Annotated in this window: 27 protein-coding genes and 2 tRNA genes; 18 read left to right on the plus strand and 11 right to left on the minus strand. The window is 68.2% G+C overall.

Features of this window, described 5'->3' with window-relative positions:
- Positions 1-3: 3 nt before the first annotated feature.
- The 5 genes from NR810_RS03385 to NR810_RS03405 are packed head-to-tail and all read left to right on the plus strand — an operon-like array spanning position 4 to position 4,041.
- Positions 4-1,185: a beta-ketoacyl-ACP synthase gene (locus NR810_RS03385; protein ID WP_257447610.1), complete on the plus strand. Its 1,182-nt coding sequence runs from the start codon at positions 4-6 to the stop codon at positions 1,183-1,185.
- Complete coding sequence (locus tag NR810_RS03390; protein WP_257447612.1) at positions 1,185-1,628, plus strand: hotdog family protein; 444 nt, start codon at positions 1,185-1,187, stop codon at positions 1,626-1,628. The genes NR810_RS03385 and NR810_RS03390 overlap by 1 nt, the downstream gene beginning before the upstream one ends.
- Complete coding sequence (gene fabG, locus NR810_RS03395; protein ID WP_257447614.1) at positions 1,625-2,356, plus strand: 3-oxoacyl-ACP reductase FabG; 732 nt, start codon at positions 1,625-1,627, stop codon at positions 2,354-2,356. Before NR810_RS03390 ends, fabG begins: the two co-directional genes overlap by 4 nt.
- On the plus strand, positions 2,353-3,591 hold the full coding sequence (locus tag NR810_RS03400; RefSeq protein WP_257447616.1) for a beta-ketoacyl-ACP synthase: 1,239 nt from the start codon (positions 2,353-2,355) through the stop codon (positions 3,589-3,591). The genes fabG and NR810_RS03400 overlap by 4 nt, the downstream gene beginning before the upstream one ends.
- Positions 3,592-3,603: 12 nt before the next feature.
- On the plus strand, positions 3,604-4,041 hold the full coding sequence (locus NR810_RS03405) for an excinuclease ATPase subunit (RefSeq protein WP_257447618.1): 438 nt from the start codon (positions 3,604-3,606) through the stop codon (positions 4,039-4,041).
- A gap of 75 nt (positions 4,042-4,116) precedes the next feature.
- Here the strand turns inward: NR810_RS03405 and NR810_RS03410 are convergent, their stop codons facing one another.
- On the minus strand, positions 4,117-5,022 hold the full coding sequence (locus NR810_RS03410) for a LysR family transcriptional regulator (protein ID WP_257447777.1): 906 nt from the start codon (positions 5,020-5,022) through the stop codon (positions 4,117-4,119).
- 173 nt (positions 5,023-5,195) lie between these two features.
- Between NR810_RS03410 and NR810_RS03415 the strand changes: the two genes are divergently transcribed.
- The 5 genes from NR810_RS03415 to NR810_RS03435 all read left to right on the plus strand — a co-directional run bounded on the left by NR810_RS03415 (position 5,196) and on the right by NR810_RS03435 (position 8,395).
- Complete coding sequence (locus tag NR810_RS03415; RefSeq protein WP_257447621.1) at positions 5,196-5,447, plus strand: carboxymuconolactone decarboxylase family protein; 252 nt, start codon at positions 5,196-5,198, stop codon at positions 5,445-5,447.
- A complete protein-coding gene (locus NR810_RS03420) occupies positions 5,447-6,442 on the plus strand; it encodes an aldo/keto reductase (RefSeq protein WP_257447779.1) in 996 nt (331 codons plus the stop codon). The genes NR810_RS03415 and NR810_RS03420 overlap by 1 nt, the downstream gene beginning before the upstream one ends.
- A gap of 17 nt (positions 6,443-6,459) precedes the next feature.
- Entirely contained in the window at positions 6,460-7,167 is a 708-nt protein-coding gene (locus NR810_RS03425) for a putative quinol monooxygenase (RefSeq protein WP_257447624.1), read from the plus strand.
- 119 nt (positions 7,168-7,286) lie between these two features.
- Complete coding sequence (locus tag NR810_RS03430; protein ID WP_257447627.1) at positions 7,287-7,817, plus strand: (R)-mandelonitrile lyase; 531 nt, start codon at positions 7,287-7,289, stop codon at positions 7,815-7,817.
- A gap of 227 nt (positions 7,818-8,044) precedes the next feature.
- Positions 8,045-8,395 (plus strand): cyclophilin-like fold protein, encoded by a 351-nt coding sequence (locus NR810_RS03435; RefSeq protein ID WP_257447631.1) that lies wholly within the window; start codon positions 8,045-8,047, stop codon positions 8,393-8,395.
- Positions 8,396-8,599: 204 nt separating this feature from the next.
- On the opposite strand, the gene NR810_RS03440 is transcribed toward NR810_RS03435, so the two are convergent.
- A tRNA-Thr gene (locus NR810_RS03440) sits at positions 8,600-8,672 on the minus strand.
- A 290-nt stretch (positions 8,673-8,962) separates the two neighbouring features.
- On the opposite strand from NR810_RS03440, the gene NR810_RS03445 reads away from it, so the two are divergent.
- From NR810_RS03445 to NR810_RS03455, 3 genes are all read left to right on the plus strand, one after another.
- A complete protein-coding gene (locus NR810_RS03445; protein WP_257447634.1) occupies positions 8,963-9,799 on the plus strand; it encodes a lecithin retinol acyltransferase family protein in 837 nt (278 codons plus the stop codon).
- A gap of 300 nt (positions 9,800-10,099) precedes the next feature.
- The gene (locus NR810_RS03450) at positions 10,100-11,629 is read left to right on the plus strand and encodes a DUF2380 domain-containing protein (RefSeq protein WP_257447636.1); all 1,530 of its coding nucleotides are present in this window, start codon (positions 10,100-10,102) and stop codon (positions 11,627-11,629) included.
- Positions 11,626-12,096: an NUDIX hydrolase gene (locus tag NR810_RS03455; RefSeq protein ID WP_257447639.1), complete on the plus strand. Its 471-nt coding sequence runs from the start codon at positions 11,626-11,628 to the stop codon at positions 12,094-12,096. Before NR810_RS03450 ends, NR810_RS03455 begins: the two co-directional genes overlap by 4 nt.
- Positions 12,097-12,347: 251 nt before the next feature.
- Here NR810_RS03455 and NR810_RS03460 read toward each other — a convergent pair.
- Positions 12,348-12,423 (minus strand) — tRNA-Thr (locus NR810_RS03460).
- A gap of 331 nt (positions 12,424-12,754) precedes the next feature.
- Between NR810_RS03460 and NR810_RS03465 the strand changes: the two genes are divergently transcribed.
- Positions 12,755-14,305 carry a Glu/Leu/Phe/Val family dehydrogenase gene (locus NR810_RS03465; protein ID WP_257447643.1) on the plus strand — a complete coding sequence of 517 codons (1,551 nt, stop codon included), beginning with the start codon at positions 12,755-12,757 and terminating at the stop codon, positions 14,303-14,305.
- A gap of 86 nt (positions 14,306-14,391) precedes the next feature.
- On the opposite strand, the gene NR810_RS03470 is transcribed toward NR810_RS03465, so the two are convergent.
- Positions 14,392-14,754, minus strand: a complete 363-nt coding sequence (locus NR810_RS03470) for a PilZ domain-containing protein (protein ID WP_257447645.1) — start codon at positions 14,752-14,754, stop codon at positions 14,392-14,394.
- 180 nt (positions 14,755-14,934) lie between these two features.
- Between NR810_RS03470 and NR810_RS03475 the strand changes: the two genes are divergently transcribed.
- Positions 14,935-15,600, plus strand: coding sequence for a DUF6066 family protein (locus NR810_RS03475; protein WP_257447648.1), 666 nt, complete (start codon positions 14,935-14,937; stop codon positions 15,598-15,600).
- Positions 15,601-15,609: 9 nt separating this feature from the next.
- Here the strand turns inward: NR810_RS03475 and NR810_RS03480 are convergent, their stop codons facing one another.
- The 7 genes from NR810_RS03480 to NR810_RS03510 all read right to left on the minus strand — a co-directional run bounded on the left by NR810_RS03480 (position 15,610) and on the right by NR810_RS03510 (position 23,089).
- A complete protein-coding gene (locus NR810_RS03480) occupies positions 15,610-17,070 on the minus strand; it encodes a trypsin-like peptidase domain-containing protein (RefSeq protein ID WP_306817859.1) in 1,461 nt (486 codons plus the stop codon).
- 131 nt (positions 17,071-17,201) lie between these two features.
- Positions 17,202-17,819, minus strand: a complete 618-nt coding sequence (locus tag NR810_RS03485) for a nucleotide exchange factor GrpE (RefSeq protein ID WP_257447654.1) — start codon at positions 17,817-17,819, stop codon at positions 17,202-17,204.
- Positions 17,820-17,869: 50 nt separating this feature from the next.
- A complete protein-coding gene (locus NR810_RS03490; protein ID WP_204219522.1) occupies positions 17,870-18,115 on the minus strand; it encodes an RNA polymerase sigma factor region1.1 domain-containing protein in 246 nt (81 codons plus the stop codon).
- Positions 18,116-18,229: 114 nt separating this feature from the next.
- Positions 18,230-20,290, minus strand: coding sequence for an ATP-dependent zinc metalloprotease FtsH (gene ftsH, locus NR810_RS03495; protein WP_257447660.1), 2,061 nt, complete (start codon positions 20,288-20,290; stop codon positions 18,230-18,232).
- Between the two features lie 207 nt (positions 20,291-20,497).
- Complete coding sequence (locus NR810_RS03500; RefSeq protein WP_257447665.1) at positions 20,498-21,460, minus strand: hypothetical protein; 963 nt, start codon at positions 21,458-21,460, stop codon at positions 20,498-20,500.
- 1 nt (position 21,461) lies between these two features.
- Positions 21,462-21,869 carry a (deoxy)nucleoside triphosphate pyrophosphohydrolase gene (locus NR810_RS03505; protein WP_204219525.1) on the minus strand — a complete coding sequence of 136 codons (408 nt, stop codon included), beginning with the start codon at positions 21,867-21,869 and terminating at the stop codon, positions 21,462-21,464.
- Between the two features lie 68 nt (positions 21,870-21,937).
- Positions 21,938-23,089: a serine/threonine-protein kinase gene (locus NR810_RS03510; protein ID WP_257447672.1), complete on the minus strand. Its 1,152-nt coding sequence runs from the start codon at positions 23,087-23,089 to the stop codon at positions 21,938-21,940.
- Positions 23,090-23,332: 243 nt separating this feature from the next.
- Between NR810_RS03510 and NR810_RS03515 the strand changes: the two genes are divergently transcribed.
- The 3 genes from NR810_RS03515 to NR810_RS03525 all read left to right on the plus strand — a co-directional run bounded on the left by NR810_RS03515 (position 23,333) and on the right by NR810_RS03525 (position 25,287).
- The gene (locus NR810_RS03515) at positions 23,333-23,752 is read left to right on the plus strand and encodes a helix-turn-helix transcriptional regulator (protein WP_257447674.1); all 420 of its coding nucleotides are present in this window, start codon (positions 23,333-23,335) and stop codon (positions 23,750-23,752) included.
- 117 nt (positions 23,753-23,869) lie between these two features.
- Entirely contained in the window at positions 23,870-24,355 is a 486-nt protein-coding gene (locus NR810_RS03520; RefSeq protein WP_257447677.1) for a cytochrome c-type biogenesis protein, read from the plus strand.
- Positions 24,352-25,287 (plus strand): tetratricopeptide repeat protein, encoded by a 936-nt coding sequence (locus NR810_RS03525; protein ID WP_257447680.1) that lies wholly within the window; start codon positions 24,352-24,354, stop codon positions 25,285-25,287. Before NR810_RS03520 ends, NR810_RS03525 begins: the two co-directional genes overlap by 4 nt.
- Positions 25,288-25,328 lie beyond the last annotated feature (41 nt).

Raw genomic sequence — 25,328 nt, forward strand, 5'->3', positions numbered from 1 at the left:
CCCATGAACCGGCCGGTCTTCCTCAACACGCTGGGCCTCGTGTGCGCCCCGGGAGCGGGCAGGCACCAGGTCCGCGCCGCCCTGTTCGCCGGCACGCCGAGCGGTGTGGCCCCGAGCGACGACTTCGCCGCTCGCACGCTGCACGTGGGCCAGGTCACCTCGCCGCTGGCCGACATGGAGGTGCTCGCGCCCCCCTTGCGCAGCCGCAACAACGCGCTGCTGCTCACCGCGCTGGCGGACATCCGCTCCGAGGTGGATGCGGCCATCGCCCGCTTCGGTCCCGAGCGGGTGGGGATCGTCCTGGGGACGAGCACCTCCGGCATCGGGGAGAGCGAGACCGCCATGGTGGCGCATGCCGCCCACGGCGCGCTTCCCCCCTCCTTCCACCTGCGGCAGCAGGAGCTCGGCTCACCGGCCATGGCTCTCAGTGGGCTGCTCGGCCTGGCGGGGCCGGCCCTCGTCATCTCCACCGCCTGCTCCTCCAGCGCCAAGGCGCTGGCCAGCGCCGCGCGACTGCTGCGCGCGGGCGTCTGCGACGCGGTCATCGCGGGAGGGGCCGACTCGCTGTGCCGCTTCACCGTCGCCGGGTTCTCCGCGCTCGAGTCGGTGAGCGAGGCGCGCTGCAACCCCATGAGCGTCCACCGCCGCGGCATCAACATCGGCGAGGGCGCGGCCCTCTTCCTGATGACGCGGGAGCCGGGGCCGGTGCGGATCGCCGGCTGGGGTGAGTCCTCCGACGCGCACCACATCTCCGCGCCGGAGCCCGGCGGCCGGGGCGCGCTGGCCGCGATGAGGGCGGCGCTGAAGCGCGGAGGCGTGGCCCCGTCCGACGTCGACTACGTCAACCTCCACGGGACGGCCACGCCCCTCAACGACGCGATGGAGAGCCGGGCGGTGCACGCGCTGCTCGGCGGAGACGTTCCGTCCAGCTCCACCAAGCCGCTCACCGGGCACACCCTGGGGGCCGCGGGCGCACTGGAGGCCGCCTTCTGCTGGCTGACCCTCACCGACAACCCGGCCGGGCTGCTGCCCCCCCACTGGTGGGATGGAGAGCCCGACCCGGCGCTTCCCGCGCTGGCCCTGGTGCCCGCCGGCTACAGCCTGGGCCGTCCGCCCCGCTATGCGCTGAGCAACTCCTTCGGGTTCGGCGGCAGCAACGCCGCGCTACTCCTGGGGTGTGCCTGATGGGAACTCCAATCGACTACGCGCTCGCCGACCTGGTGGCGCACAACGGCCCCATGCGCCTCATCGACCGCGCCCTGGAGGCCGACGCCTCCGGGATGGTGGCCGAGGTGACCATCCGCGAGGACTGCCTCTTCTTCCGGGACGGAGGCGTGGGGGGCTGGGTCGGAATCGAGTTCATGGCCCAGACGGTGGGGGCGTGGGCCGGATGGAATGCCCGGCTGCGCGGAGAGGCGCCGAAGGTGGGCTTCCTGCTGGGGACGCGCCGCTATTCGTGCAGCCGCCCCGTCTTCAGGGCGGGCGAACGGCTTCGCATCCAGGTCCGTCAGGAGCTCTGGGCGGAGTCCGGCCTGGGGCAGTTTGCTTGCACCATCGACATCGAGGGTGAGACAGTGGCGAGCGCCGCGCTGACGGTGTTCGAGCCACCCGAAGGGGCTGGGGAATGAGTGACAACACGGTACTGGTGACGGGCTCCAGCCGGGGCATCGGTCGCGCGGTGGCCCTGCGCCTGGCCCGTGATGGCTACGACGTGGTCGTCCACTGCCGCAGCCGGCGCGAGGAGGCCGAGGCGGTGGCCGGGCAGATTCGCGAGCTCGGCAGGAGCAGCCGCGTGCTGCAGTTCGACGTGGCGGACCGGGCCGCCACCGCGCAGGCCCTCCTTGCCGACATCGAGGAGCACGGCTGCTACTACGGGGTGGTGTGCAACGCGGGCATCGCCCGGGACAACGCCTTTCCGGCCATGCCCGCCGAGGACTGGGACGCGGTCATCCACACCAACCTCGACGCCTTCTACAACGTGCTCAACCCGCTCACGATGCCGATGGTCCGGCGTCGCAAGCCCGGACGCATCGTCACCCTCTCCTCCGTGTCCGGGCTCATGGGCAACCGGGGGCAGGTGAACTACAGCGCGGCGAAGGCCGGCATCATCGGCGCCACCAAGGCGCTCGCCATCGAGCTGGCCCGCCGTGAAATCACCGTCAACTGCGTCGCCCCCGGTCTCATCGAGACGGAGATGGTGGAGGCGCACGTGGTGGAAGAGGCACTCAAGCTCATTCCCGCCCGGCGCATGGGGACTCCCGAGGAGGTGGCCGCGACGATCAGCTTCCTCATGGGCAGGGACGCGGCTTACATCACTCGGCAGGTCATCTCCGTGAACGGGGGATTGTTCGGATGAAGAGGGTTGTCGTCACCGGCATCGGGGCCATCAGCCCGCTCGGCCATGACTGGAAGACGGTGGAGGCGAGGCTGAGGTCGCTTCGCAACGCCGTCCAGACCATGGACGAGTGGAAGGTGTACGAGGGCCTGAACACGCGGGTGGGCGCGCCCGCTGCTCCCTTCGAGCTCCCACCCCAGACATACAGCCGCAAGGCCACGCGGAGCATGGGCCGCGTCGCGCTGATGGCCACGCGCGCCAGCGAGATGGCCCTGCAGTCGGCGGGGCTGCTGGGAGACCCGCTGCTCAAGAGCGGGAAGATGGGCATCGCCTACGGCTCGTCCTCCGGCACCCCGGCCAACATGGCCGACTTCGGCCGGATGATCACGGAGAAGACCACCGAGGGAATCACCGCCACCACCTACATCCGGATGATGGCGCACACGGCCCCGGTGAACATCAGCGTCTTCTTCGGAATCACCGGGCGCATCATCACCACCTCCAGCGCGTGCACGTCGGGCAGCCAGGGAATCGGCTACGCCTACGAGGCCATCAAGCTGGGGCGCCAGGTGGCGATGCTCGCCGGCGGCGCCGAGGAGCTCGACGCGACGGAAGCGGCGGTGTTCGACACCCTCTTCGCCACCAGCACCCAGAACAACGACACGCCGCACCTCACCCCGCGGCCCTTCCACGCGGCTCGGACGGGGCTGGTGCTCGGTGAGGGGGCGTGCACCCTCGTGCTCGAGGAGCTGGAGCACGCCCGTGCGCGCGGAGCGCCCATCTACGCGGAGGTCCTCGGCTACGGCACCAACAACGACGGCCGGCACGTCACCCAGCCCAACGCCCCCACCATGGCCGACGCCATGCGGCTGGCCCTGGAGGACGCGGGGGTGTCCCCCACGGACATCGGCTACGTGAACGCCCACGGCACCGCCACCGAGCACGGCGACATCGCCGAGACGGCCGGCACCCACAGCGTGTTCGGCGAGCGGGTCCCCTTCTCCTCGCTCAAGAGCTACATGGGGCACACCCTGGGCGCCTGCGGTGCGCTGGAGGCCTGGATGACCATCGAGATGATGCGCTCGGGCTGGTTCGCGCCGACGCTCCACCTCGAGCCGGGCGCGGTGGATCCGCGCTGCGCGCCGCTGGACTACATTACCGGCGAGGGCCGCAACATCCAGACGGACCTCGTCATGAGCAACAACTTCGCCTTCGGGGGAATCAACACCTCGTTGGTGTTCCGCCGTTGGGACTAGGGGAGGGACAAGATGAAGAAGTGGATGGCCATGTCCATTCTGGCCGTGACGTTCGCGACGCCGGCCCTGGCGCGCGACACGGTCTACAAAATCAAGCTGGCCGACGTCCTCGCGATGCCGGAGGCGAAGGGCAAGCTGGACAAGTCCGTGGCGTTCTACCTCGCGGGAGCGAAGACGCCGGCCGTGGTCGAGACCCTCGGTGAGGGGGTGAGCAACAAGAAGACCAACAGCCTGGGCAAGTCCGACGAGTTCGGCTGCAAGTGGGCGGCACTGTCGGCGCTCATCGCGCTGCAGGACACCGCGAAGAAGAAGGGCGCCAACGCGGTGGTCGACATCGTCAGCTACTACAAGAGGAGCGAGTTCAAGAGCACCACGGAGTTCGAGTGCCACGCCGGCAGCTTCGTGGTGGGCGTGGCCCTCAAGGGCAACTACGCCCGCGTCGGGAAGTAGAGGGGCCTGTTACCGCCCGAGAGCTTCCCCAAGGATGAGCTGTCGGGTCGAATTCCGCAGCTCACCGCGCCATCTTCACCTTCTCTGCACGAGTGACTCCCTGGCGATGTCTACGAACGCGCGAAGAGCGGGAGTGCGCTGTGCGCGGCTCGGGAAATAGAGGAAGTAGCCGGGCACCGTGGGCGCGTAGGGCTCGAGCACCCGCTGAAGCCGCCCGCTGCGCAGATCCTCCATGACCATGGGCTCGAACGCGTAGGCAAGCCCCAAGCCCAGCCTGGCCATCGACGCGCACAGCAGACCATCGTTCGTGACGACGCCGCCGCGAACCGGCAAGCGCCACGTCTTTCGACCCCGCTCCAGTTCCCAGGCGTAGAGCGCTCCGGTCGTCGGCGAGCGGAAGGTGATGCACTCGTGGCGCAGCAGATCCTCGGGACGCTGAGGCACCCCGAGCCGCGCCAGGTACTCAGGTGTGCCCACGATGACGAAGCGAAACGGCTCCGTGAGCCGAACCTGCACCATGTCACGCTCAATGATCTCGCTGAGCCGCACGCCCGCGTCGTAGCCCCCCGCGACGATGTCCACGAGTTGCTCTTCGAGCACGACTTCGACCTCCACGCGTGGGTGGCGCGCGCGGAACGTAGGCAGGACCGGTTCGATCACATGCGGCACCGCCGCTCGCGGCACGGAGAGCCGCAACCTGCCCACGAGCTCGCCGGGCTGAGCGGAGAGTTCCTTCACCGCAGCGAGCGCCTGCGCCAGGCCAGGCCCAGCCGTCTCGACCAGCTTCCGACCTACGTCGGTCAGCGCCACGCTCCGGGTCGTGCGAGTCAGGAGCACCACACGCAACTGCTCCTCGAGCTGCCGCACCGCCTGACTTACCGCGGAGCGGGTGACGCCGAGCTCGCGGGCCGCGCCGCTGAAGCTACGCAAGCGCGCCACCACCAGAAAGACCTGAAGCTGCGGCAGGAGAGCCGTATCCATCATATGAGTCGCCTTGGACTTTCTGGACCGAGCCGCCGCCATACCCGAAGGTGCATTGTACAGCAGCGCTTGACAGGCCGTTGCTTCTGCCACCCGTAGTCGAGCCCGCAGCCGCCACATATCTCTTGTCGTGAACGGGGACGCGAGCCCCCAGGCTTCACCGAGAGCGCAACATGGCCACGCCACGCCAGAACAACGCCAGCACGGCGAGCGAACAGCGCACCGGACGGGGCGAGTACCGGTCGCCCGGCTTCCAGGCGGCTGGCAGGGCCGCTGCGACAAGGGGCCGTGAGTCGGTCAAGAACGGCGTCACCGAGGAGGAACTCGTCGAGATGATCACGCACCTCGCATTCTACGTCGGTTGGCCGAACGCGATGTCGGCGGTGAACCGCGCAAAGACGCTCTTTGAGAAGGAGGGAGCATGATCCCCAAACGCACGCTCGGGCGACAAGGACTCGAGGTCTCCGCCATCGGCCTCGGCTGCATGGGCATGAGCTGGAGCTACGGCCCACCGAAGGACACCCAGGAGATGATCGCGCTCATCCGCGCAGCGGTCGATCGCGGCGTCACGTTCTTCGACACGGCGGAAGTGTACGGACCGCTGACGAACGAGGAACTCCTCGGCGAAGCCCTCGCGCCGTTCCGCGGGCGCGTCGTCATCGCGACGAAATTCGGGTTCGCGCCGGCGCACGAAGGGGAAGGGAGATGGAGCCTCATCAATAGCCGTCCGGAGCACATCAAGCAGGCCGCCGAAAGCTCGTTGAAGCGGCTGAAGGTCGACGCGATCGACCTCTATTACCAACACCGCGTCGACCCAGCGGTACCGATCGAAGACGTCGCGGGCGCCGTGAAGGACCTCATTCGCGAGGGGAAAGTCAAACACTTCGGCCTCTCCGAAGCGGGGGCGCAGACGATCCGTCGCGCGCACGCGGTGCAGCCCGTCACCGCGCTCCAGAGCGAGTATTCGTTGTGGTGGCGCGAGCCCGAGACGAGCGTGTTGCCGACGCTCGAGGAGCTTGGCATCGGCTTCGTGCCGTTCAGCCCGCTCGGCAAAGGCTTTCTGACCGGAAAGATCGACCCGACCACGACGTTCGATTCGAGCGATTTCCGGAGCACCATCCCGCGGTTCCAGCCCGAGAACCTTCAGGCGAACCAGGCATTCGTGGAGCTGCTCACGCGGATCGCCAAGGAGAAGAGCGCCACCCCCGGTCAGATCGCGCTCGCGTGGGTGCTCGCGCAGAAGCCGTGGATCGTACCGATCCCAGGGACGACGAAGCAGGCGCGCATGCTCGAGAACGCAGGCGCCGCCGACATCGTGCTCACGGCAAGCGATCTCCGTGAGATCGAGGACGGCGCCTCGCGTATCAAGCCGAGCGGAGACCGCTACCCGCCACAACAGCAACGCCTGATCGATCGCTGAAGGGGTGAAGAATACACATGAACCTCAGGCGGTTCTTGATGGTGTGCGCGTCGGCGCTGGCGTTGTGCCTTGGCCCGCCCGCCCTGGCCCAGAAAGCGCAGGTCCCGTTCGTGCGACTGGAGGACCTGGAAATCGACCCCGCGCGGTTGGAAGGCTTCAAGGCGGCGGCTCGCGAGCATGCGGTGGCGACGCTTCGGATGGAGCGGGGCGTGCTGGCCCTCCATGCCGCGGCAGAGAAAGGCAACCCGGCCCGCATCCGTGTGTTCGAGATGTACGCGGACGAAAGCGCGTATCAAGCGCATCTGCGGACGCCGCATTTCCAGAGGTTTCGCTCTGGCACGGCCAAGATGGTGTTGGCCCGCAGAATGTACGACGCGGTGCCCATCCTGCTCGGCGCAAAGCCGCGGTTGCCTGCCAAAACGCTTGTGCGTATCGCCGAACTGGAGATCGATCCGGCCCAGCTCGAAGCCTACAAGGCCGCCGTGACGGAGGAGATCGAAACCTCGATCCGCATCGAAGCCGGCGTGCTGGCCATCTACTCGGTGGCCTTGAAAGAGAACCCGACCCATCTGCGGTTTTTCGAGATTTACGCGGACGAGAAGGCATACCGTCAGCACCTCGAGTCGCCGCACTTCAAGAAGTACGTGGACGTCACCAGGTCCATGATCACGGCGCGCAGGCTTTTCGAGACGGAGCCGCTCTCGCTCAGCGCGAAGCCACGGTGAGGCCGCTTTCACCCAAAGGAAGTGACATGAAGACGAAACGATCGGACCTGTCCAGGTCGACGGACGGCACGTTCTGACCCTTACGCCGTCACCACCCATCATCCAACCGGAGGATGCACATGAAGCTGCTCACCGCGACGGTCTTCTCACTTCCGCTGCTCGCCCTGACATTCGCCCAGGCCAGCTCAGGGGGCGCGGCCTCAGGGCCGGGAGCTCCCCCGGCCGCCTCACGCGGAGGCTCGCAGGCCCTGCGCATCACGAGGAACGGCTCGCAGCCCTCCGCCAAAGGGCCCGCCGAGAACTTTACAGGCGCCGTGCGCATCGACCCGCTGTTCCAGGCGACCGAGCCCTCACGCGCCGCGGGCGCCTCCGTCACGTTCGAGCCCGGTGCCCGTACGGCGTGGCACACCCATCCGCTCGGACAGAGGCTGGTCGTGACGGCGGGCGTCGGCCGCGTGCAGGTGTGGGGCGGCGCCGTCGAGGAGATGCGTCCGGGCGACGTGGTGTGGATTCCGCCCGGCCAGAAGCACTGGCACGGCGCCTCCCCGACCACCGCGATGACCCACCTGGCCATCCAGGAGGCGCTCGACGGCAAGGTCGTCGAGTGGATGGAGAAGGTCACCGACGCGCAGTACGACGCGCAGCCCTGAAAGGAGAACGCACCATGAGCACCACCGAGAAGGCCCCACCGAGGCACTGCGCCCAGGGTTTGCCAATGTCTGTGACCCCTTCGCCGTCGCCCGTGACGACCCCTCGCGTCCGTGCGGCGCGGGCGGCGCGGTCCGGGGTGGTCTTCATCGCCTCTCTCGTCTTCGCGCTCGCGCTGTCGGCGCTCCCAGCCCATGCGCAGCAACATGCTCCCACTGAGGCAAAGACCATGAAGATTCGACTGACGGTTGGAGAGAAGGTCCTGACGGCCACCCTGCGCGACAACGAGACCACTCGCGACTTCGTATCCCTGCTGCCACTGACCCTGACCCTCGAGGACTACGCGGCAACCGAGAAGATCAGCGACCTGCCGAGGAGGCTGTCCACGAAGGGCACGCCGCCAGGCACCGATGCCTCGGCCGGAGACATCACCTACTACGCCCCCTGGGGGAATCTGGCCCTGTTCTACAGGGACTCCGGCCATGCGAACGGGCTCGTCACGCTCGGGAAGCTCGACGGTGGCGTCGAAGCCCTGAGGGAGCCCGGTCCGCTGAAGGCGAGGATCGAGCTCGTCAAGTAGGTGAGCAGTTCCTTCGCGGTCGGCGCGCCGGTCGGCACTGCAGGAAGAGGACGATGAGGGCCCAGGCGCTCAACCAGGGACGTGACCACATACCTGACGGACGTGAGTCAACACGAGGGGTGGATACGCCGCACCTCCGATGGACGGTGACCCCAGCGGGGAAAACAAAAAGGGCCGGCCACTTACGTGACCGGCCCTTCTCTTTGGAGCCGACACCCGGATTTGAACCGGGGACCTACTGATTACGAATCGGAGCTGGGCAGGGGCAGCCCCAGGCTCTTCTCTCTGAAAATGGCCCGTTCTGGCCGCCTCTGGCACGCCCCGAGTGGGGGAAAAGTGGGGGAGAAAATCTCCGTGGATCCCCCACCCCACCACGCCTGCGGACCAGCAGCTGGCACGGGGCACCACCCCGACACGGGCCGCTCCATGTGAGAGCACCTCGCCTACCAGGGAGTACATCCCCGATGTTCCCTCAGGCCGAACTGCTGATCGTCGTGGAGATCACTGCGGCTCTGGGTACCTCAGGGAGGTATGCTCCTGCTCCCATTAAGAGCAAGAGGGGGGCGCATGCGTCGAGGCGATCACATCAAGGTGAACCGCGGCATCTACAGCCACCACGGCATCCTCGTTGGAGCCAACGAGGTCATTCACTACACGGGCGAACTCGCCTCAAAAGAGAACGCCGTGGTTCGATTGGACCCACTCGATCGATTTCTCAGCGGCGGAACACCGGAGCTCGTCCAGTACGGAATGTGCCTCTCCGATGACGAGGTGGTCTGTCGCGCCAGGAGCCGGATGGGCGAGAACCTCTACGACCTCTTCGAGAACAACTGCGAGCACTTCGCCCGCTGGTGTAAGACCGGCGAGCGCCAGAGCGAACAGGTCCGAGATGCGACGTCGAGCACCGCGGGAACCGTTGGTGTCGGAGCAGCCGCCGCGGGCTCGGTGGGAGTCGTCTCCGCGACGGGTGTTGTCGCTGGCCTGAGCGGTGCGGGAATCATGTCGGGTCTGGGCGCGGTGGGAGGAGCTGTCGGAGCTGGAGCTATCGGTGGGCTGGGCGTGCTCGCAGCCGCACCTATCGCCGTGACGAGCATTGCCATGAATCAGGTCCTCCGGGATGACCCATCGCTTCCGGAGGACGAACGAGAGGCGCGCAAAACGGGACGGACAGCCACTGTTATCGGAGGAGTAACAGGTGTCGGGGGTTCCGTTGCCGCCATCTCGGTCGCGGGCACAGTGAGTGGGCTCAGCGCGGCTGGCATTACCTCCGGGCTCGCGGCCATTGGCGGAACTGTGGGTGGAGGAATGGTGGCCGGCGTCGCCGTGACGGTTGCTGCGCCTGCCGCCGCAGCAGCCGCTATTGGCTACGGAGCCTATCGGTTCATCAAGTGGCTCAAGGACTGAACCGGGACGCCCCCAGGCGAGGTGTACGCTGTCGCGAAGTTCCCGGGGTACTCCAACGAACCCTGGGCTTCGTCGCCGTTTTGGGGACCCTGATGCATGGGCTCAAGACCACAGTCGGAAGTCCAGGAGATCCGGCGCGCCGGCCTGAGAGCCACTCAGGCGCAGAGCGCCGCGAAGTCACGAAACCCGGGTGAACCATTCTCCCGCGACGAACGGGGCCTCGAGCACCGCCGCCAGTCGGGCATCTTCGCGCCGCCGATCCCCTACCCTCTCCATCTTCCGAAATCCAAGGGCTGGACAATGCTCGCTGACTTGCCCCAGGCCCGGTGGACGGGCCTGCTGCTCGCCCTGGCCCTGCTGTCCACCGGCTGCACGTCACTGACACTACCGCCCGGCATGAGAACGGGCCTGCGCTACACGCCACACGAGCCTGTCCCGCCCGTGTCGGTGGCGAGGCCTGGCGTCGAGGCCCCAGACGCCCTCCCCACCCCGCCCGAGCCCGAGGCACCGCAGCGGCTACACCGGCGCCGGGCCTCCCGTGTGGAGGTAACGGCGGTGAGCCCGGACAGCGCGGAGAGGGAGGTGCAGCAGAAGGCCCTCGCGGCCCAGTTGGCATTTCGCGGTGCCGTTCTCGACGTGTCGGGCTCCACCCGCCGCATTTCCAGCGAACTCGCCCGGCTCAAGGTCAGTGGCCGGGGCCTCGCCAGCGCAAACGATGTCTTCCTCCGCTATGCCGACTACGGCACCGAGCAACTGCGGTGGATTGACGCCCAGCTCGCCGCCGCCACCCGGCTGGCCAACGCCGCTTCGCAGGTGGAGGACCCGGACATGCAGCTCGCCCTGCTGCGCGTGGCCGGTCCACGGCTGGAAGCCACCATGGTGGGCTCGCTCCTGCTCGCCGTCTGGCTCGACTTCCTCAACCTCGCAGATGTCGCGCTCAGACAGCACCTCTACCCCGTGGAGACGCTCTTCGCGGACATGGAGCGCAGGCAGGAGCTGCTCGCGCCCACCATGACGGCGCTCTCCTCCCGGGAGCACGAGCTGGTGGAGGCCGCGGCGCAAGACGTGCCCCCGCTGGCAGGCCACCTCACGGAGGAATTCGTGGCCACCGTGGAGAGAATGCGCGTGGCGGCGGAGAACCTCCAGAAGGTGCTGGTGCTCAAGGAAACCATCGAGACTGTCACGATGCTCTCGACGATGAGGTTCTCACTGCCCCCGGTGCCTCCGTCCGCTCCCGCCCTGCTCGGCATCGGCCTGGCGGTAGGCGGCGACGGCGTGATGATGGGCACGCGCATTGTCGTGTCCGCCGAGTGGGTGGAGTGGGTGCGCCAGTTGGTGCGTGCGGGCGTCCTCTCCCTGCCCGTCGTCAGCGCCGCCGTACGGATTCAGGCGGGCCAGGTGATGCTGGCGCAGGCGCACGGCGAGCTGCCGCGGGGCGTGCGCGAAGCGCTGGGCGATGGGCCCGAGGTGGGGGCCATGCACGGGACGGGCAAGGCAGGAGCCGGAATGGCAGAGCCGCCGCGGCACCACGTCATGCCCAAGGAGTTCCGCGAGTGGTTCGAGAAGCGCGGCTTCACCGGCGAGATGGACATCGACGAGTTCTGCGTCAGGCTGGAGCAGGCGCATCACGAGGCCATTCACGGTGGTGGCGACTGGAAGCTGGGTCGCACATGGCCCGGCGAATGGAACCAGATGATCATGGAGGTGTTGGGAAGAGCCGAGTCCAGAGCGGGCCGGATGTTGACGCGGAACGAGATCCTGAAGATCGTCGCGGGGCGCATGGAGGCGTACTACATCCCGATGAACTTCATCCCGTGGAAAGGGCCATGAGCGACAGACATCCTTTTCAGGGCAACTGGGTGGCACGCCTGTATGAGCGGGTCCGCGAGCGCGGTTTCGATTCACTCACGGCGTTCGCCGAGGCGCGCCCCACCGCCTCGCTGGTGGCTCTGGCCAAGGAGCTTGGTCCGGACGACATCGCAGGAGTGCAGGTGTTCAAAGGACTGGTGGCCGAAGCAGAGCGGCACAATCAGGTCACACGCCTTGTGCGCGGACAACTCGTGCGAGAACTGTGGGCGTGTCTCCCAAGCGGCTGGCCGGCCGTGCTCGACGACGCAAATCGTTTCGACGTCGCCCATGCACTCGGCGCGTGGGTTGCCTTCACCCCAGAGACCCACAAGGAGCGCGCCGACAAGGCCGGCGATGCACTCCTCGCTACGCCACCGCCGCCCGGATGGCTCCCCCTCGGACCAGACGACGAGTTGCTGCGCACGCTCCTGCCCGACGAAACAGTCTAGCCCCAAGGCTTGCCCGTGGTTCCGGAGGAACCGCTGCCTGCCCACCTGCTCGGCCGCGTCCGCGCGGGCCTCAGGCTCCCCAGGTCCTTACCAGTAGATCTCCCCCCCGACCCAGGTGCCTCTGAACCCGCCTCGACGCTTCGCCTTCACGACATGCTCCCGAGGGGGGGGCTATCGGGCGGCGTTGTCCAACGGCTTCCCAACAAGGGAAACAAAAAGGGCCGGCCACTTTCGTGACCGGCCCTTCTCTTTGGAGCCGACACCCGGATTTGAACCGGGGACCTACTGATTACGAATCAGTTGCTCTACCGACTGAGCTATGTCGGCACAAGGACGACGCTTTTTGGCGTCACCGATGTGGGCGCGCGAAGTAACACGCCCCTCCAACCACGGCAAGCACTTCTTTCATTCCACGTCACTTCGGTCCCCACCCGCCTTCCACGGGCCACACCCACCCCCTTCCCGGCCCAGCCAGAGACCAGGCGAGCAACCGGGCGGTGACCCCCGGTGAATGACACGCCGCGTTGGCTAACTACCTGAAACAACTAAAACTTTGTGCCCAAACAAGCCTGTCCAGCGATTGACCCATGCTGGCTGCTATGCACATAAGGGCCCCGCCTCTACCCAATCGCCTCAACCCCAAGGAGCGATTTCTCACATGGCAAGCGAAGAGAACTTCATGCGCGCCCCGGCCCCGACGCCGAAGCGCACCGTCTACACGGAAGCGATGGAAATCTTCCATCGCGCCGCGGACCTCATCGGTCTGGACAAGCGCGTGCGCCTCGAGCTCGAGGAGCCGGACTACGAGCACATCTTCTACGTCACCGCGAAGCTGAAGGATCGCCTGGTGCCGCTCGCTCCCGAGCAGGCCCGGGACTTCGCGGACCTCCAGGTCACCCAGGTCCGCAACCCCGAGGGCCTGGAGCGCCTGGCCGACGGGAAGATCATCCTCAACGGCCGCGCCCTGCTCGGCTCGGACGTCTCCATCCGCCGTGGTCACCTGCGCCTTCCCGACGGCCACGTGTACCAGCTCGTTCCCGGCGAGTCGCAGCGCTTCAAGGCCTACCGCGTCCAGCACAACCAGGCCCGCGGCCCCTACAAGGGTGGCATCCGCTATCACCGCGAGGTCTCCCTGGATCTCTTCAAAGCGCTCGCCGCGGAGATGACCTGGAAGACCGCCATCTCCGAGGTCCCCTTCGGCGGTGGCAAGGGTGGCATCCAGATCGACCCCCGCGCCTACGGCAAGGAGGAGCTGGAGAACATCACCCTGCGCTTCATGTACAAGCTCAAGGGACTCATCGGCCCCAACATCGACATCCCCGCTCCCGACGTGGGGACGAATGGGGACATCATGGCCCTCATGTACCGCCAGTACTCGGACGGCGAGCGCGAGCGGCACAACCTGCGCGGCATCGTCACCGGCAAGGACGTGCGCATCGGCGGCTCCGAGGGCCGTGCGGCCGCCACCGGCCAGGGCGTGGCCTTCTGCATCGAGGACTACTACGCCGAGAAGGGTGAGACCCTCAAGGGCAAGAGCTTCATCCTCCAGGGCTTCGGCAACGTGGGCAGCCACGGCGCCGCCATCCTCCAGAAGATGGGCGCCCGCCTGCTCGCGGTCAACGACGCCGACGGCACCATCTACAACGGCGACGGCATCGACGTGCCCGCGCTGCTCGCCTACGTCAATGATCCGAAGAACCTGCGCCGCAGCGTGCTCGGGTTCCCCGGCGCCCAGAAGATCGACAAGAAGGACTTCTGGGAGGTCCAGGCGGACATCTGCTTCCCGGCGGCCCTCGGTGGCGAGATCACCGCGGACATCGCCGAGCGTCTCAAGGTGAAGCTGGTGGCCGAGGGCGCCAACGGCCCCACCACCCCCGAGGCCGACCGCGTCCTTCAGAAGCGCGGCATCGACATGATCCCCGACATCATCGCCAACGCCGGTGGCGTGACGGTGAGCTACTACGAGTGGATCCAGAACAAGCGCATGGAGCGCTGGAGCGAGGCCGAGGTCAACCAGCGCCTCGAGCACGCGATGAAGCGCAACTACCGCATCATCCGCGACATCTCCCGCAACCAGTCGCGCCGCACGGACTCGCATGACAGCCGTCCGTTCTGCATCGGCAAGGAAGTGGATCCGCGCTGCGCCGCGATGATCCTCGCCCTCAAGCGCATCGAGGCCCACTACCTCCTCGAGGGCTTCTCGCAGTAACTCCCGGTCAGCGCCGGAAGCACGAAGGGCACGGCTGCTCCTGGCGGCCGTGCCCTTTCGCTTTCGCACCGCCCTCCCCCACCGCCTCAGTGCATGACGCGCTCGCGCGCCACCAGCAGCAGCGGTGCGTCCTCCTGCACCTCGTACGCGACGATCCTCAGCCCCACGCCCCGGGTGTTCCCCTCGCGTCCGTCCTTGCGCCCGTACGCCAGCGCCACCTGGTAGCGCACCTCGCACAGGCACGTGATCTCCGTGCCGTCCTCGCCCGCGAACGTCACCTTCACCCGCTCGCCCAGCGACAGTTGCTCCCGCGTCTCCACGAACATGCCCTGGGCGCTGATGTTGCGTCCGATGCCTCGGCTCAATCCCCCCTCCGTGGAGAGGTAGATGGTGAAGACCTTGTCGAACCGCAGGTGCGTGCGCCGCTCTCGGACCTGAACTTCCGCCAAAGGGTGCCTCCGGGTAGGTGGACGGTGACGCAGAAACTACATGGTGCGGACATGTAGGCAAATTATCCACCACGCCATACCACCACGTACCGCTACGTACCCGCATCCGAAGTGCCCGGAGACGTGACGGGGTGGCACCATCGGCCCCGTCCCTACCCCTCCATCAGGAGCATCCCCCTCGTGAGAAGACTCTTCCTGGCCGCCCTCCTCCTTGTGCCCGCGCTCGCCCTGGCGGACGTGGATGCGCGCTTCGCCCGCCTGAGAGATCAGGCCGAGCCCCTGGGCAGCCTCACGTCCTTCCTGGAGAAGTACATCGGCGAGTGCTCCAGCATGTTCTCCGGCCCCAACTGCCGGGCCAGCTCCGAGGAGTTTCGCGGGAAATACGAAGGCAAGAAGCTCTACATGATCATCGGAGAGGAGGCGGCGACCATGCTCAGCCCGGGGCCGTACCAGCCCGGCTCGGGCAACTACACCATCCAGGTCGTCCCCTACTTCCCCGGGGGCTCCTACGCCCTCACCCAGGGCCTGCCCACGCAGACGGACGCGGACGGCAACCCGCTGCTGCCGCTCATCCGCATCGCCGGCACCACCCCCGAGGGGTGGACGGCCATGGACTTCATGCGCCTCTTCTCCTCGCGGCAGGTGCGCGCCCAGCTCATCTTCACGCCGCAAGGGGTGTGGAGCCTGCCGCGCAAGCGGGGGGTGGGGAAGACGACCGGAGTGGCCGCCCGCCTGGAGGCCATCCTCCTCACGCACGCGCGCACCGGCGACACGCTCGGCCTGTGGTTCGCCGAGGAGCCGCCCGCCGCCACCGGGGGCGCGAAGAAGCCCGCCAGGAAGAAGTAGCCGGGGGGCTCAGGGCTCCAGCACGACGTACTGCTGCACGTCCCCACGCTGCACCCGCAGGAGCACCGTCGAGCCCGCGCCCTTCTCCAGCGCGCCCTTCACCGCCGCGATGTCCTTCACCTTGCGGCGGTTGACCTCGGTCACCACGTCCCGGGCCCTCAGCCCCGCGCGCGCCGCCGGGCTGCGTGGTGTCACTCCCGACACCAGCACCCCCTCGTAGGGCTCCAGCCCCATGGGCGCCGCCACCTCGGGGGAGAGATCCCTCAGGAGCAGCCCGAGCTCCCCGAGGTTGCCCGGGCTGGCCAGCGCCGCCAGCACCTCCTGCGCGGGACGGGCGGCCAGCTTCAGCGTCACCTCCTGCTGGGCGCCTCCGCGCACCAGCGTCAGCTTCGCCTCCGTGCCCGGCGCCAGCATCGCCACCTTGCGCAGCAGCTGCTGGTACGAGTCCACCTGCCTGCCGTTCACCGCCACCACCTGATCCCCCACGCGCATCCCCGCCTGTGCCGCCGGACTGCTGGGGTACACCTCCTTCACCACCGCGGCACGCTGCTGCGGAGTGCCTACCTGGGAGCGCTCGTCGATCACCACGCCCATCCAGCCCCGCTGCAGCTGGCCGTTCTTGCGCAGGTTGGGCAGCAGATCCTTCACCATGTTGATGGGCACCGCGAAGCCGATGCCCTGCCCCTGGCTGATGATGGCCGTGTTCACCCCCACCACCTCGCCCCGCATGTTGAAGAGCGGCCCGCCCGAGTTGCCCGGGTTGATGAGCGCGTCCGTCTGGATGAAGTCGTCGTACGGCCCCACGCCGATCACCCGCTCCTTGGCGGAGATCATCCCGTGCGACACCGAGTGGTCCAGCTCGAACGGGCTGCCGATGGCCACCACCCAGTCGCCCACCTCCAGCCGGTCCGAGTCTCCCAGGTACACCGCCGGCAGGCCCGTCAGCCCCTGGCCCATCAGCCGCAGCAGCGCCACGTCCGTGGAGGAGTCCCGGCCCACCACCTCGGCGGGGAACTCGCGCCCGTCCGCCAGGCGCACGACGATCTCCCCCGCCACCGAGTCCCCACGCGCCACCACGTGGTTGTTCGTCACCACCAGCCCGTCCGGTGTCAGGAGGAAGCCCGAGCCCGTGTTGCTCATGCGGGCCAGCCCCCGCAGGGGATCCTGCGTCGTGCCCTCGGCCTTGATGTTCACCACCCCCGCCTCCACCGCCCGGATCAGCGGCGCCAGCGAGGTGGGCGGCACGAAGCCCGGCAGCATCGGCTCCTTGGAGACCCACTCGCGCCACAGCCCCATCGGACCACTGCGCACCCGAGTGGAGTCCTCCACCCAGGACGCGTGCTCCCGCGCACGCGCCTCGAGCCATGGGGCGAGCGGCCCCTGCTGCTGCGCGCCCGCCCGGAGAGCGGGCACCAGCGCCAGCAGCGCGAAGAGGAAGAGGAGGGGAAGGGAACGGCGGATGGGGGCCATGGCGAAGGGTCGAACAGTCACTCCCTCCGCCTATTTCCCGGAGTGTCCGGGTTCACGTTCCTGGTACGGAGGGGCGAGGGGGTAGACCCTCACCCTAGCCCTCTCCCAGAGGGAGAGGGAACAAACACGGATCAGGCCTGCGCGGGGGCGACGTACTTGGCCACCTTCACCCGCGCCGGACGGATGATCCGGTCCTTCAGCCGGTATCCCGCCCGGGCCTCCGCCACCACCTTCTGGTCCTCGTCCGGATTGGGGGTGAGCTCCATGTCCGTGGCCTCCGCCGTGTTCGGATCATACGGCAGGCCCACCACCTGGATGCGCTCGATGCCCGTCTGCTGCAGCTTCGACAGCAGCCCGTCCCGGATCATCTTCACGCCCTGCGCCAGCGGCGAGGACGTATCCTCTCCGCTCATGGCCAGGCAGCGATCCAGCTCGTCCACCGCCTCCAGCAGCGTCGTGGCCACGTTGCCGCGCTCCACGTCCATCATCCGCTCGCGCTCGCGTGTGAGGCGCTGCTTGAACTCCTCGCGATCCTTCATCAACTCCTGGTAGGCGCGCGCCAGTTGGTCCACGCGCTTGCGGGTCGCGTCGAGCTCCGCCTCCAGCCGCTGCCGCTCCGCGTCCACCGCCGGAGCGGCAGCCTGGGCCGACTGCTGCTCGGTGGACGTCTCGGGCGTCGCGGTGGCCGCGGCGGCCTCCTGTCCCTGTTCCTCCTGGGGCGGACCGTCAGTCCGGGGATTGCCATTCATGCGCCGAACGTAACCAGCCCCGGAGGTGTGTCAACGTACGGACTGCGGCGCTAGTGCTCGGCGGGTGCGGAGGGTGGCTCGGACATGAAGCCGTGATCCACCTGGCCCGTCACCTCGTCGACGATCTCCACCTGGGCCGCCCGGAGCGAGTAGTACAGCAGCCACCTCTCGGCCGCCGTGAGGGTACCGGCGGGCAGTGCCTTCTCGATCTCCTGCACCGTGAGACGCCCCTCGCGCAGCCCCTTCGCGAAGAGTGCCTTACGCGCCGTATAGCTCTTGCCGATTCTATTCTCCACGGCCACTCCCTCCTTCCCGGCCAAGATAATTTCGCCCTTCCAACACCGCAGAACATGCAGCGTGGAAGGGCGATGGCAAGGCCGGAGGGCAGGCGGCCAGGCGCCTGCTGGGACTCAGGCGCTCGGCGGCTTCCCGTCGGTGTGCTGGATGCCGGGAGGAGGCGGCTCCTCACCGCCAGCCGGGTGCGCGGAGATGACCTGGCGGGCCTCGGGGTGCAGCAGGCCCCTCACCGCGACGGCCTTGGGGCCGAGCAGCTTGGTGATCTCCTCCTCCTCCACCACCTCGACGGCGAGCAGCCGGGCGGCGAGCGCCTCCACCTTGTCCCGGTGCAGGGTGAGCACCCGGCGGGCCCGGTCGAGCGCCTCGGAGACCATCTTGCGGATCTCCTCGTCCACCATGCGCGCCGTCTGCTCCGAGTACGTGCGCACCTCCGGACCCAGGGCCGAGCGCAGGAAGGCGTTCTGCTGGTCCGCCCCCAGGGCCACCGGCCCCAGCGAGCTCATGCCGTAGTCGCGCACCATCATCCGGGCGATCTCCGTGGCCTGCTTCAGGTCGTTGGAGGCACCCGTGGACACCTCGCCGATGAAGATCTCCTCCGCGGCGCGCCCGCCCATCATCGAGGCCATCTTGTCGCGCAGCTCGTCCAGCGACATGAGGTACCTGTCCTCGAGTGGCATCGACATGGTGTAGCCCAGCGCGGCGATGCCGCGGGGGATGATGGAGATCTTCGTCACCCGCTCGGCGTGCGGCAGCATCCAGCCCACCACCGCATGACCAGCCTCGTGGTGCGCGACGATCTCCTTCTCGCGCTCGTTCATCCGGCGGTTCTTCTTCTCGAGCCCCGCCACCACGCGCTCGATGGCCTCCTCGAACTCGGCCCGGGTGACGTTGTCGCGGTTGCGGCGCGCGGCCAGCAGGGCCGCCTCGTTCACCACGTTGGCCAGATCCGCGCCCGCGAAGCCCGGGGTGCGCGAGGCGATGGACTTGAGGTCCACGTCCGGTCCCAGCTTCACGCCCCGCGAGTGGATCTCCAGCACCCGCTCGCGGCCGCGCTTGTCCGGCCGATCCACCAGCACCTGCCGGTCGAAGCGGCCCGGGCGCATGAGCGCGCTGTCGAGGATCTCCGGACGGTTGGTGGCCGCCAGGATGATGAGGCCGGCACGGCTGTCGAAGCCGTCCATCTCCGCCAGGAGCTGGTTGAGCGTCTGCTCGCGCTCGTCATGGCCGCCGGCCACGCCCGCGTTGCGGCTCTTGCCGATGGCGTCCAGCTCGTCGATGAAGATGATGCACGGCGCCTTGGCGGTGGCCTGGGCGAAGAGATCCCTCACCCGGGCGGCGCCCACGCCGACGAACATCTCCACGAACTCGGAGCCGGAGAGGCTGAAGAAGGGAACCCCGGCCTCCCCCGCCACCGCGCGCGCCAGCAGCGTCTTGCCCGTTCCCGGCGGACCCACCAGCAGCACACCCTTGGGGATGCGGCCGCCCAGCCGGCGGAACTTCTCCGGCGTCTTGAGGAACTCGACGATCTCCCGCAGCTCGTCCACGGCCTCGTCCACACCGGCGACGTCCTTGAAGCCCACGCCGGTGTCGGCCTCGGCCTGCACCTTGGCGCGTGTCTTGCCAAAGCTCATGACGCTCTGCGGACCCTGGCCAATGCCTCCGGCCATCCGCCGCATCATGAAGCTCCAGAACAAGAAGGCCAGGCCCAGGGGCAGCAGCCAGATCCACAACACTTCGGAGAAGCTGGACTGGGGCACGGCTTCGTACTGGACCCCCTGCTGCTCCAGCAGCGGGACCAGCTCCTCGTCGCCCTGGACGCGGTAGGCCAGCCATGGCAGGGCGCTGGGCTCGCTGCGCAGCGGCCCGGCACCGGTGGAGGTCTGACTGTCGGCCGGAGGCTGGGTGGAGTCCTTGAGGATCCCCTTGACCCACTCCTGCGACAGCTGCACCCGAGAGAACTTCCCCTCCGTGATGGCTTCACGGAAACGGCTGTAGCTCACCCGCTGTACACCGGCGTCCTGGAAGACGTTGCGGAACAAAAAGAAGCCCAGGACGAGCAATACGATGTATCCAAGCGGAGAGCCGAACCTGAAGCCCTTGGTGGGAGGTGGTGGCTTTTCCTGCTTCTTTCCGCGAGGGCTGATCCCCGGCGGTAGCGTGTTCTGAGGCTTCATCGTCTGCGCACTCCCCCTCCCCCATTCCACGCACCCCAGGTGGTACGTGGTACGACGGCCCTGCGGGCAAAAGATGTTCACACTCGCCCGTCGGTCAACCCGATATGCAATGCCCATCCGGGTATTTGGGGTAACGCTGGAACAGCCCTCGTCCATCCGGCCAGCAGCACTGCCCACCAGCCAACACCCTCTCCACGGAAGCACCGCTCAGCGGCAGTCCACCCGGTACAGGAGTTGGCCAGCGAACTCGGAGCCGAGCACGAAGGAGCGGCCACCGGGCAGGTAGGTGATGGCCTCGGATTGAGCCTGGCTGGGGCCGGGCACCTCCGCTATCTGTCCCTGGACGAGCTCCTCCAGGCCGTTGGCGCCGGGACGGCGCACCTCCCACACGCGGGTGTAGGTGCGCAGCACCAGGCGCTGCCCCGACTCGTGCAGGTCCGCCGCGGTGGTCCGGAAGTCGACGTTTCCCGGCGAGCGCAGCTCGCCCAGGCGCGTGGCCTTGGCCACCGTGCCCGGCGCGAGCCCGTCCAGGGCGAAGACCACTCCCAGTGAATCGCGCGCCTTGGTGATGACGGCCAGCCGGGCGGTACGCGCCTCCAGGACGAGCGCCTCGGCGTCGTGGGGCTTGTCCGGATAGGTGAAGGGCAGCGTCTCCACGGGGACGGTGGCGTCGGCCACCTCCTCCGGCTCGGGGAAGCGGAAGACGCGCACCTGCGCGCGGCGCTCGAAGTTGTCGCCGGTATCCGCCAGGTAGATGCACGAGCGCTGCTCGCCCGGGGCGCACGGCCCCACGGCGATGTCCTCGAGATCCATCCGGGGAACGTCCCCGGGCTCCACACCGGTGAGCGTCAGGGTGGCGCGCACCGTGCCCAGCTCATCCAGGGCGAAGACCTGGAAGGCGTTGCCGGAATCATTGTGCGTCCACAGCACGCCCGGGTGGCGGGAGCTGGCGGCGAGGCCGGACATCTCGGCCAGCACCAGGGGGACGCGGCCCGCGTTGGGGGGCTGGCCCGTGACATGGGGCTCCCCATAGAGCCGGCAACCGGGCAGGCCCTCCGCGGGTGGGTAGCGAGAGTCGGGGGTGTCGAGGGCCGCCTCGGGGCTGGACGACTTCTTCGTCGTACAGGCCCCCAGCAGCAGCCCCGCGAGCACCAGGGCACGGCGGCCCACGTCAGGCTTCCAGGCCCAGCAGCTTGGCCAGCGTCTTCGCATCCGCGTCGGGGAACTGGTACTTCGACATCTCATCCAGCGCCACCCAACGGTGGTCATGCACGCGCAGGTGCTGGATGGCGGATTCGGGGCTGGTGAGCCGGCAGTGGTAGACGCGGAAGTCGATGTCGTACGTGGGGTACTCGTGATGGGTGTGGAGGGCCTGCTCCCCCACCTCCACCTCCACCCCCATCTCCTCACGAATCTCCCGGGCGAGCGCCTGCGGATCCGATTCCCCTTCCTCCACACGGCCTCCAGGGAACTCCCACAGCAGGGGCAACGTCGCCTTGGGAGGGCGCTGGGTGATGAGGTAGCGGCCCTCGGCATTCTGAAGCATCGCGCCGACGACGCGGATGTGACGGCGAGCCATCTCCGGACTCCTTCTCGCGGAAGCGGGAAGGCGGCGGACTAACACGGCCCGGGGTCCGAGGCCAAGCCTCAGGGCTCCCTACCAGGCCCCCCGCGACGTCCCCGGGATGAACCCTTGCCCCGTTTCGAGCGGCTGGAGTCCTCCAGATCCCCCAGGGAGGCGGCACGCAGGGCGGACACCTCCGCCGCCAGCTCGGCGCGCCCGAACCGGTACCCGGAGCGCCACAGGTAATCGCGGAGCGTCTGGCCCACCTCCGCCGCCGTTTCATAACGGTCCTCCCGCCGCCGCGCGAGCATGCGGTGGAGGATGGAGCGCAACCCCTCGGGCAGCGAGGCCGTCGCCGCCTCCACCTCCGGCCTGTCCAGCTGGCGCAGCCGCTTCATCAGCTCGCCGGTCCGCGAGGGACCCAGCTCCTCGATGGTCGCCACGCGGCTCGCGCCGGCATCCCCGCGCGTGCGCAGCATGCGGCCGAGCAGCTCCGCCTCGTGGCGCGCGGTGGCGTCCAGCAGGTGCCTCCCGGTGAGCAGCTGCAGGAAGACGAGGCCCAGGGAGAACAGATCCGACCGCCCGTCGAGCGGCTCCATCATGGCGCGCTCCGGGGAGCTGTAGGCCAGCTCGCCGATGTCGCTGTCGCCCTCGGTGGAGATGCGCCCGTCGAGGCGGGACCAGGCCGCCCCGAAGTCCATCAGCTTCACCTCGCCGTGCTGGCCCAGGATGATGGACTGGGGTGACACGTCCCGGTGGACGATTCCCAGGTGCGCCCCCTCCTCGTCGAGGAGCGTGTGCGCGTATTGGAGCGCATCCGCCACCTCCGAGGTCACGTGGCAGCAGAAGGCCTCGGAGAAGGAACGGCCCGATTTCGCCGCCAGACGCAACAGGTCACCCAGCGGCTCGCCCTCGACGTACTCCATGAGGAGGAGCGGCTCCGCCGGGGGACCGGCCAGCAGCTGGACGGCGGTGATGTTGGGGTGGCGCAGCTTGCCGCCCAACCGCGCTTCCTCCACCAGACGCTGGTAGTCCTCCTGCCGCACGACGCGGTTGAGGCGTTTCAGGACGGTGAAACCACCCGTGCCTTGGAGGTAGCGCTGGCGCGCCAGCACCAGTTCTCCGTGATGGCCCTGGCCCAGCGAGCGTACGTATTCGTAACTCGCCAGCCCAGCGGCCAACACCACCGGAGAAGTGGTGCGCTGAGGGTTCTCATGGGACGACCGGATCGACATACGTGGAACTCCTTGAGGGGGTGTCGGAGAGATGACCCGGAAGGTAAACCCAGACCCCTGCGGTCACCAAGAACGATGACGCGGGGGGTGCGGAAAAGTTGGGCTCTGACCTCGAAAGTCGGGTCTACCTCGCAGATGACTCTTGAAGTCACCACTTTTCCGGTTATCTTTGAAGTCAGGTCGGTCCGGATGATCCGGGCCACGCACCTCTTTCCATCAACACCTACTTCAGGACTGTACGGTATGGCTCTCCCACGAGGACTGGCGGCCACCATAGGGACCGCGGCGCGGGCGGCACGAATTCGAGCCAATCTCACCCAGGAGGACGTGGCCGAGCGCGTGGGGCTGGCCACGGAGGTCTACGGACGGCTGGAACGCGGCGGAATGCTGCCCAGCGTGCCCACGCTCAAGAAGCTGTGCGAGACCCTGAGCATCCCCTCGGATGTGTTGTTGGGGTTGCAGCCAGCCCAGGAGAACTTCTGGACCAAGGAGGCTCCGGCCCGTCCGGTCGAGGAGCCCGCGGAGATCCGCCGGCTGGTGCGGACGGTGAAGAAGCTGGAACCCGCCGAGTTCCGCCTGCTCAGTCTCATGGCCACCGGCCTGGTGAGACTGAGACATATGAGACAGAGCCGGGGACAGGAGGGTGCCTCGCCCTCCCAGTAGGCCTCCCTCTCACCCCGGGCGGCGGGCGGACGGGCGATGAAGTCGCCCCCCTGCCCTCGGGTTTCCCTGGGCAACACCCGGCTTCTGACGATAGGTAGGCCGGACCCCGGGTAACCCATGACCGCCGCCCTTCTCTCATTGACGCTCTTTCTCGCCTCGGGCCAGTTCGCGCCCCAGCAGGCTGGGAGTGAACCCCTCGCGCCGCCCTTGGAGATGCGGGTGCAGAAGCTCGGCAAGGAGCTGCGCTGCGCCGTGTGCCAGGGCCTCTCCGTGGCCGACAGCCCTTCCTCCATGGCTCGCGCCCAGCTGGACAAGATCCGCGAGCTGGTGGCCCAGGGCCAATCGGACCAGGAGGTCCGTGACTACTTCGTGGCCCGCTACGGCGAGTGGGTGCTGCTGCAGCCCACGGCCGAGGGCGTCAACCTGCTCGTGTGGGTGGGCCCGGTGCTGCTGCTGCTGGGCGGCGCCTACGTCATCTTCCGGCAGGTGAAGCGTGGAGAGCCGTCCGCCCCGGCGGCCGCGACGCCCGCGCAGCCCGCGCCCCACACCGAGGACACCGTGGACCCATACCTTCAGGCCGTGCGCCGGGAGTTGGATCAATGAACCCGCAGACTCCCACCAACTGGCTCCCCGGACTCATCGTGCTCGCGGTGGGCTTCGTCGCCGCGGCGCTCTTCCTCCTCACTCAGCGCCGCAAGGGCGGGACCGCGCAGGAGCCCGCGAGGGATGGAGCGCTCGAGGATCTGGATCGGCGCTACCAGTCGTTGATCGAGCAGCTCAAGGAGCTGGCGGCGGACAAGCACACGCTGGCGCCGGAGCGTTACGAGGCGGAGCGGACGCGGCTGGAGCAGGAGGCGGTGGCGGCGCTGCGCGCCAGGGACGAGCACCAGAAGAAGCAGGGCGCGAAGACGTCCGAGCCGCGGACGGCGCCGGTGTCCACGGGCTTCCTGTCGCCCCAGCTCAAGGGAGCGCTGTGGGGCGGAGGCATCGTGCTGTTCTTCGGGACGCTGGGCTACACGCTGGTGTCCGAGCAGCGCACGCGAGGCGAGGACGACGCGGCGACGGGCCGGGTGCCACCGGGGATGGGAGCGAACGCGCAGCAGCAGCAGCCGCAAGAGGACGCGGAGCTGACGCAGGCGTGGGAGCGGCTGAAGGAGAACCCCTCGGACCTGGAGGCGGCGGCGCTGCTGAGCCACGAGTTGATCCGCCGGCAGATGTACGAGGACGCGGAGAAGGTGACGCAGCGAGGGTTGGCGGTGGATCCGTTCAACGTGGAGCTGCGGGTGCACCAGGGGGTGCTGAGGGCGGTGCGAGGGGACGAAGCGGGAGCGGAGAAGGAGCTGCTGACGCTGGTGGACATGTACCCGGACGCGCAGGAGTCATTGCTCTTCCTGGGAGCGCTGGCGATGAAGCAGGGGAACAAGGAGAAGGCGCTGGAGTACTTCGAGCGCTTCGCGGTGGAGGTCCCCGCGAACCTGCAGCCGCCGCCGTTGCTGGCGGCGATCCAGCAACTGCGAGGAGAGCTGGGAAGATAACCCTCTCCATCTGGGAGGGGGACGGGGTGAGGGTATCGAGA

Origin of the sequence: Archangium lipolyticum (genome assembly GCF_024623785.1) — a bacterium.
Taxonomy (GTDB): Bacteria; Myxococcota; Myxococcia; order Myxococcales; family Myxococcaceae; genus Archangium; species Archangium lipolyticum.

What these genes read in the sequence shown, in the direction of transcription:
- NR810_RS03385 (WP_257447610.1), top strand. Translation starts at nt 4, where the DNA reads ATGAACCGGCCGGTCTTCCTCAACACGCTGGGCCTCGTGTGCGCCCCG.
- NR810_RS03390 (WP_257447612.1), top strand. Translation starts at nt 1,185, where the DNA reads ATGGGAACTCCAATCGACTACGCGCTCGCCGACCTGGTGGCGCACAAC.
- fabG (WP_257447614.1), top strand. Translation starts at nt 1,625, where the DNA reads ATGAGTGACAACACGGTACTGGTGACGGGCTCCAGCCGGGGCATCGGT.
- NR810_RS03400 (WP_257447616.1), top strand. Translation starts at nt 2,353, where the DNA reads ATGAAGAGGGTTGTCGTCACCGGCATCGGGGCCATCAGCCCGCTCGGC.
- NR810_RS03405 (WP_257447618.1), top strand. Translation starts at nt 3,604, where the DNA reads ATGAAGAAGTGGATGGCCATGTCCATTCTGGCCGTGACGTTCGCGACG.
- NR810_RS03410 (WP_257447777.1), bottom strand. Translation starts at nt 5,022, where the DNA reads ATGGATACGGCTCTCCTGCCGCAGCTTCAGGTCTTTCTGGTGGTGGCG.
- NR810_RS03415 (WP_257447621.1), top strand. Translation starts at nt 5,196, where the DNA reads ATGGCCACGCCACGCCAGAACAACGCCAGCACGGCGAGCGAACAGCGC.
- NR810_RS03425 (WP_257447624.1), top strand. Translation starts at nt 6,460, where the DNA reads ATGAACCTCAGGCGGTTCTTGATGGTGTGCGCGTCGGCGCTGGCGTTG.
- NR810_RS03430 (WP_257447627.1), top strand. Translation starts at nt 7,287, where the DNA reads ATGAAGCTGCTCACCGCGACGGTCTTCTCACTTCCGCTGCTCGCCCTG.
- NR810_RS03435 (WP_257447631.1), top strand. Translation starts at nt 8,045, where the DNA reads ATGAAGATTCGACTGACGGTTGGAGAGAAGGTCCTGACGGCCACCCTG.
- NR810_RS03445 (WP_257447634.1), top strand. Translation starts at nt 8,963, where the DNA reads ATGCGTCGAGGCGATCACATCAAGGTGAACCGCGGCATCTACAGCCAC.
- NR810_RS03450 (WP_257447636.1), top strand. Translation starts at nt 10,100, where the DNA reads ATGCTCGCTGACTTGCCCCAGGCCCGGTGGACGGGCCTGCTGCTCGCC.
- NR810_RS03455 (WP_257447639.1), top strand. Translation starts at nt 11,626, where the DNA reads ATGAGCGACAGACATCCTTTTCAGGGCAACTGGGTGGCACGCCTGTAT.
- NR810_RS03465 (WP_257447643.1), top strand. Translation starts at nt 12,755, where the DNA reads ATGGCAAGCGAAGAGAACTTCATGCGCGCCCCGGCCCCGACGCCGAAG.
- NR810_RS03480 (WP_306817859.1), bottom strand. Translation starts at nt 17,070, where the DNA reads ATGGCCCCCATCCGCCGTTCCCTTCCCCTCCTCTTCCTCTTCGCGCTG.
- NR810_RS03485 (WP_257447654.1), bottom strand. Translation starts at nt 17,819, where the DNA reads ATGAATGGCAATCCCCGGACTGACGGTCCGCCCCAGGAGGAACAGGGA.
- ftsH (WP_257447660.1), bottom strand. Translation starts at nt 20,290, where the DNA reads ATGAAGCCTCAGAACACGCTACCGCCGGGGATCAGCCCTCGCGGAAAG.
- NR810_RS03505 (WP_204219525.1), bottom strand. Translation starts at nt 21,869, where the DNA reads ATGGCTCGCCGTCACATCCGCGTCGTCGGCGCGATGCTTCAGAATGCC.
- NR810_RS03510 (WP_257447672.1), bottom strand. Translation starts at nt 23,089, where the DNA reads ATGTCGATCCGGTCGTCCCATGAGAACCCTCAGCGCACCACTTCTCCG.
- NR810_RS03515 (WP_257447674.1), top strand. Translation starts at nt 23,333, where the DNA reads ATGGCTCTCCCACGAGGACTGGCGGCCACCATAGGGACCGCGGCGCGG.
- NR810_RS03520 (WP_257447677.1), top strand. Translation starts at nt 23,870, where the DNA reads ATGACCGCCGCCCTTCTCTCATTGACGCTCTTTCTCGCCTCGGGCCAG.
- NR810_RS03525 (WP_257447680.1), top strand. Translation starts at nt 24,352, where the DNA reads ATGAACCCGCAGACTCCCACCAACTGGCTCCCCGGACTCATCGTGCTC.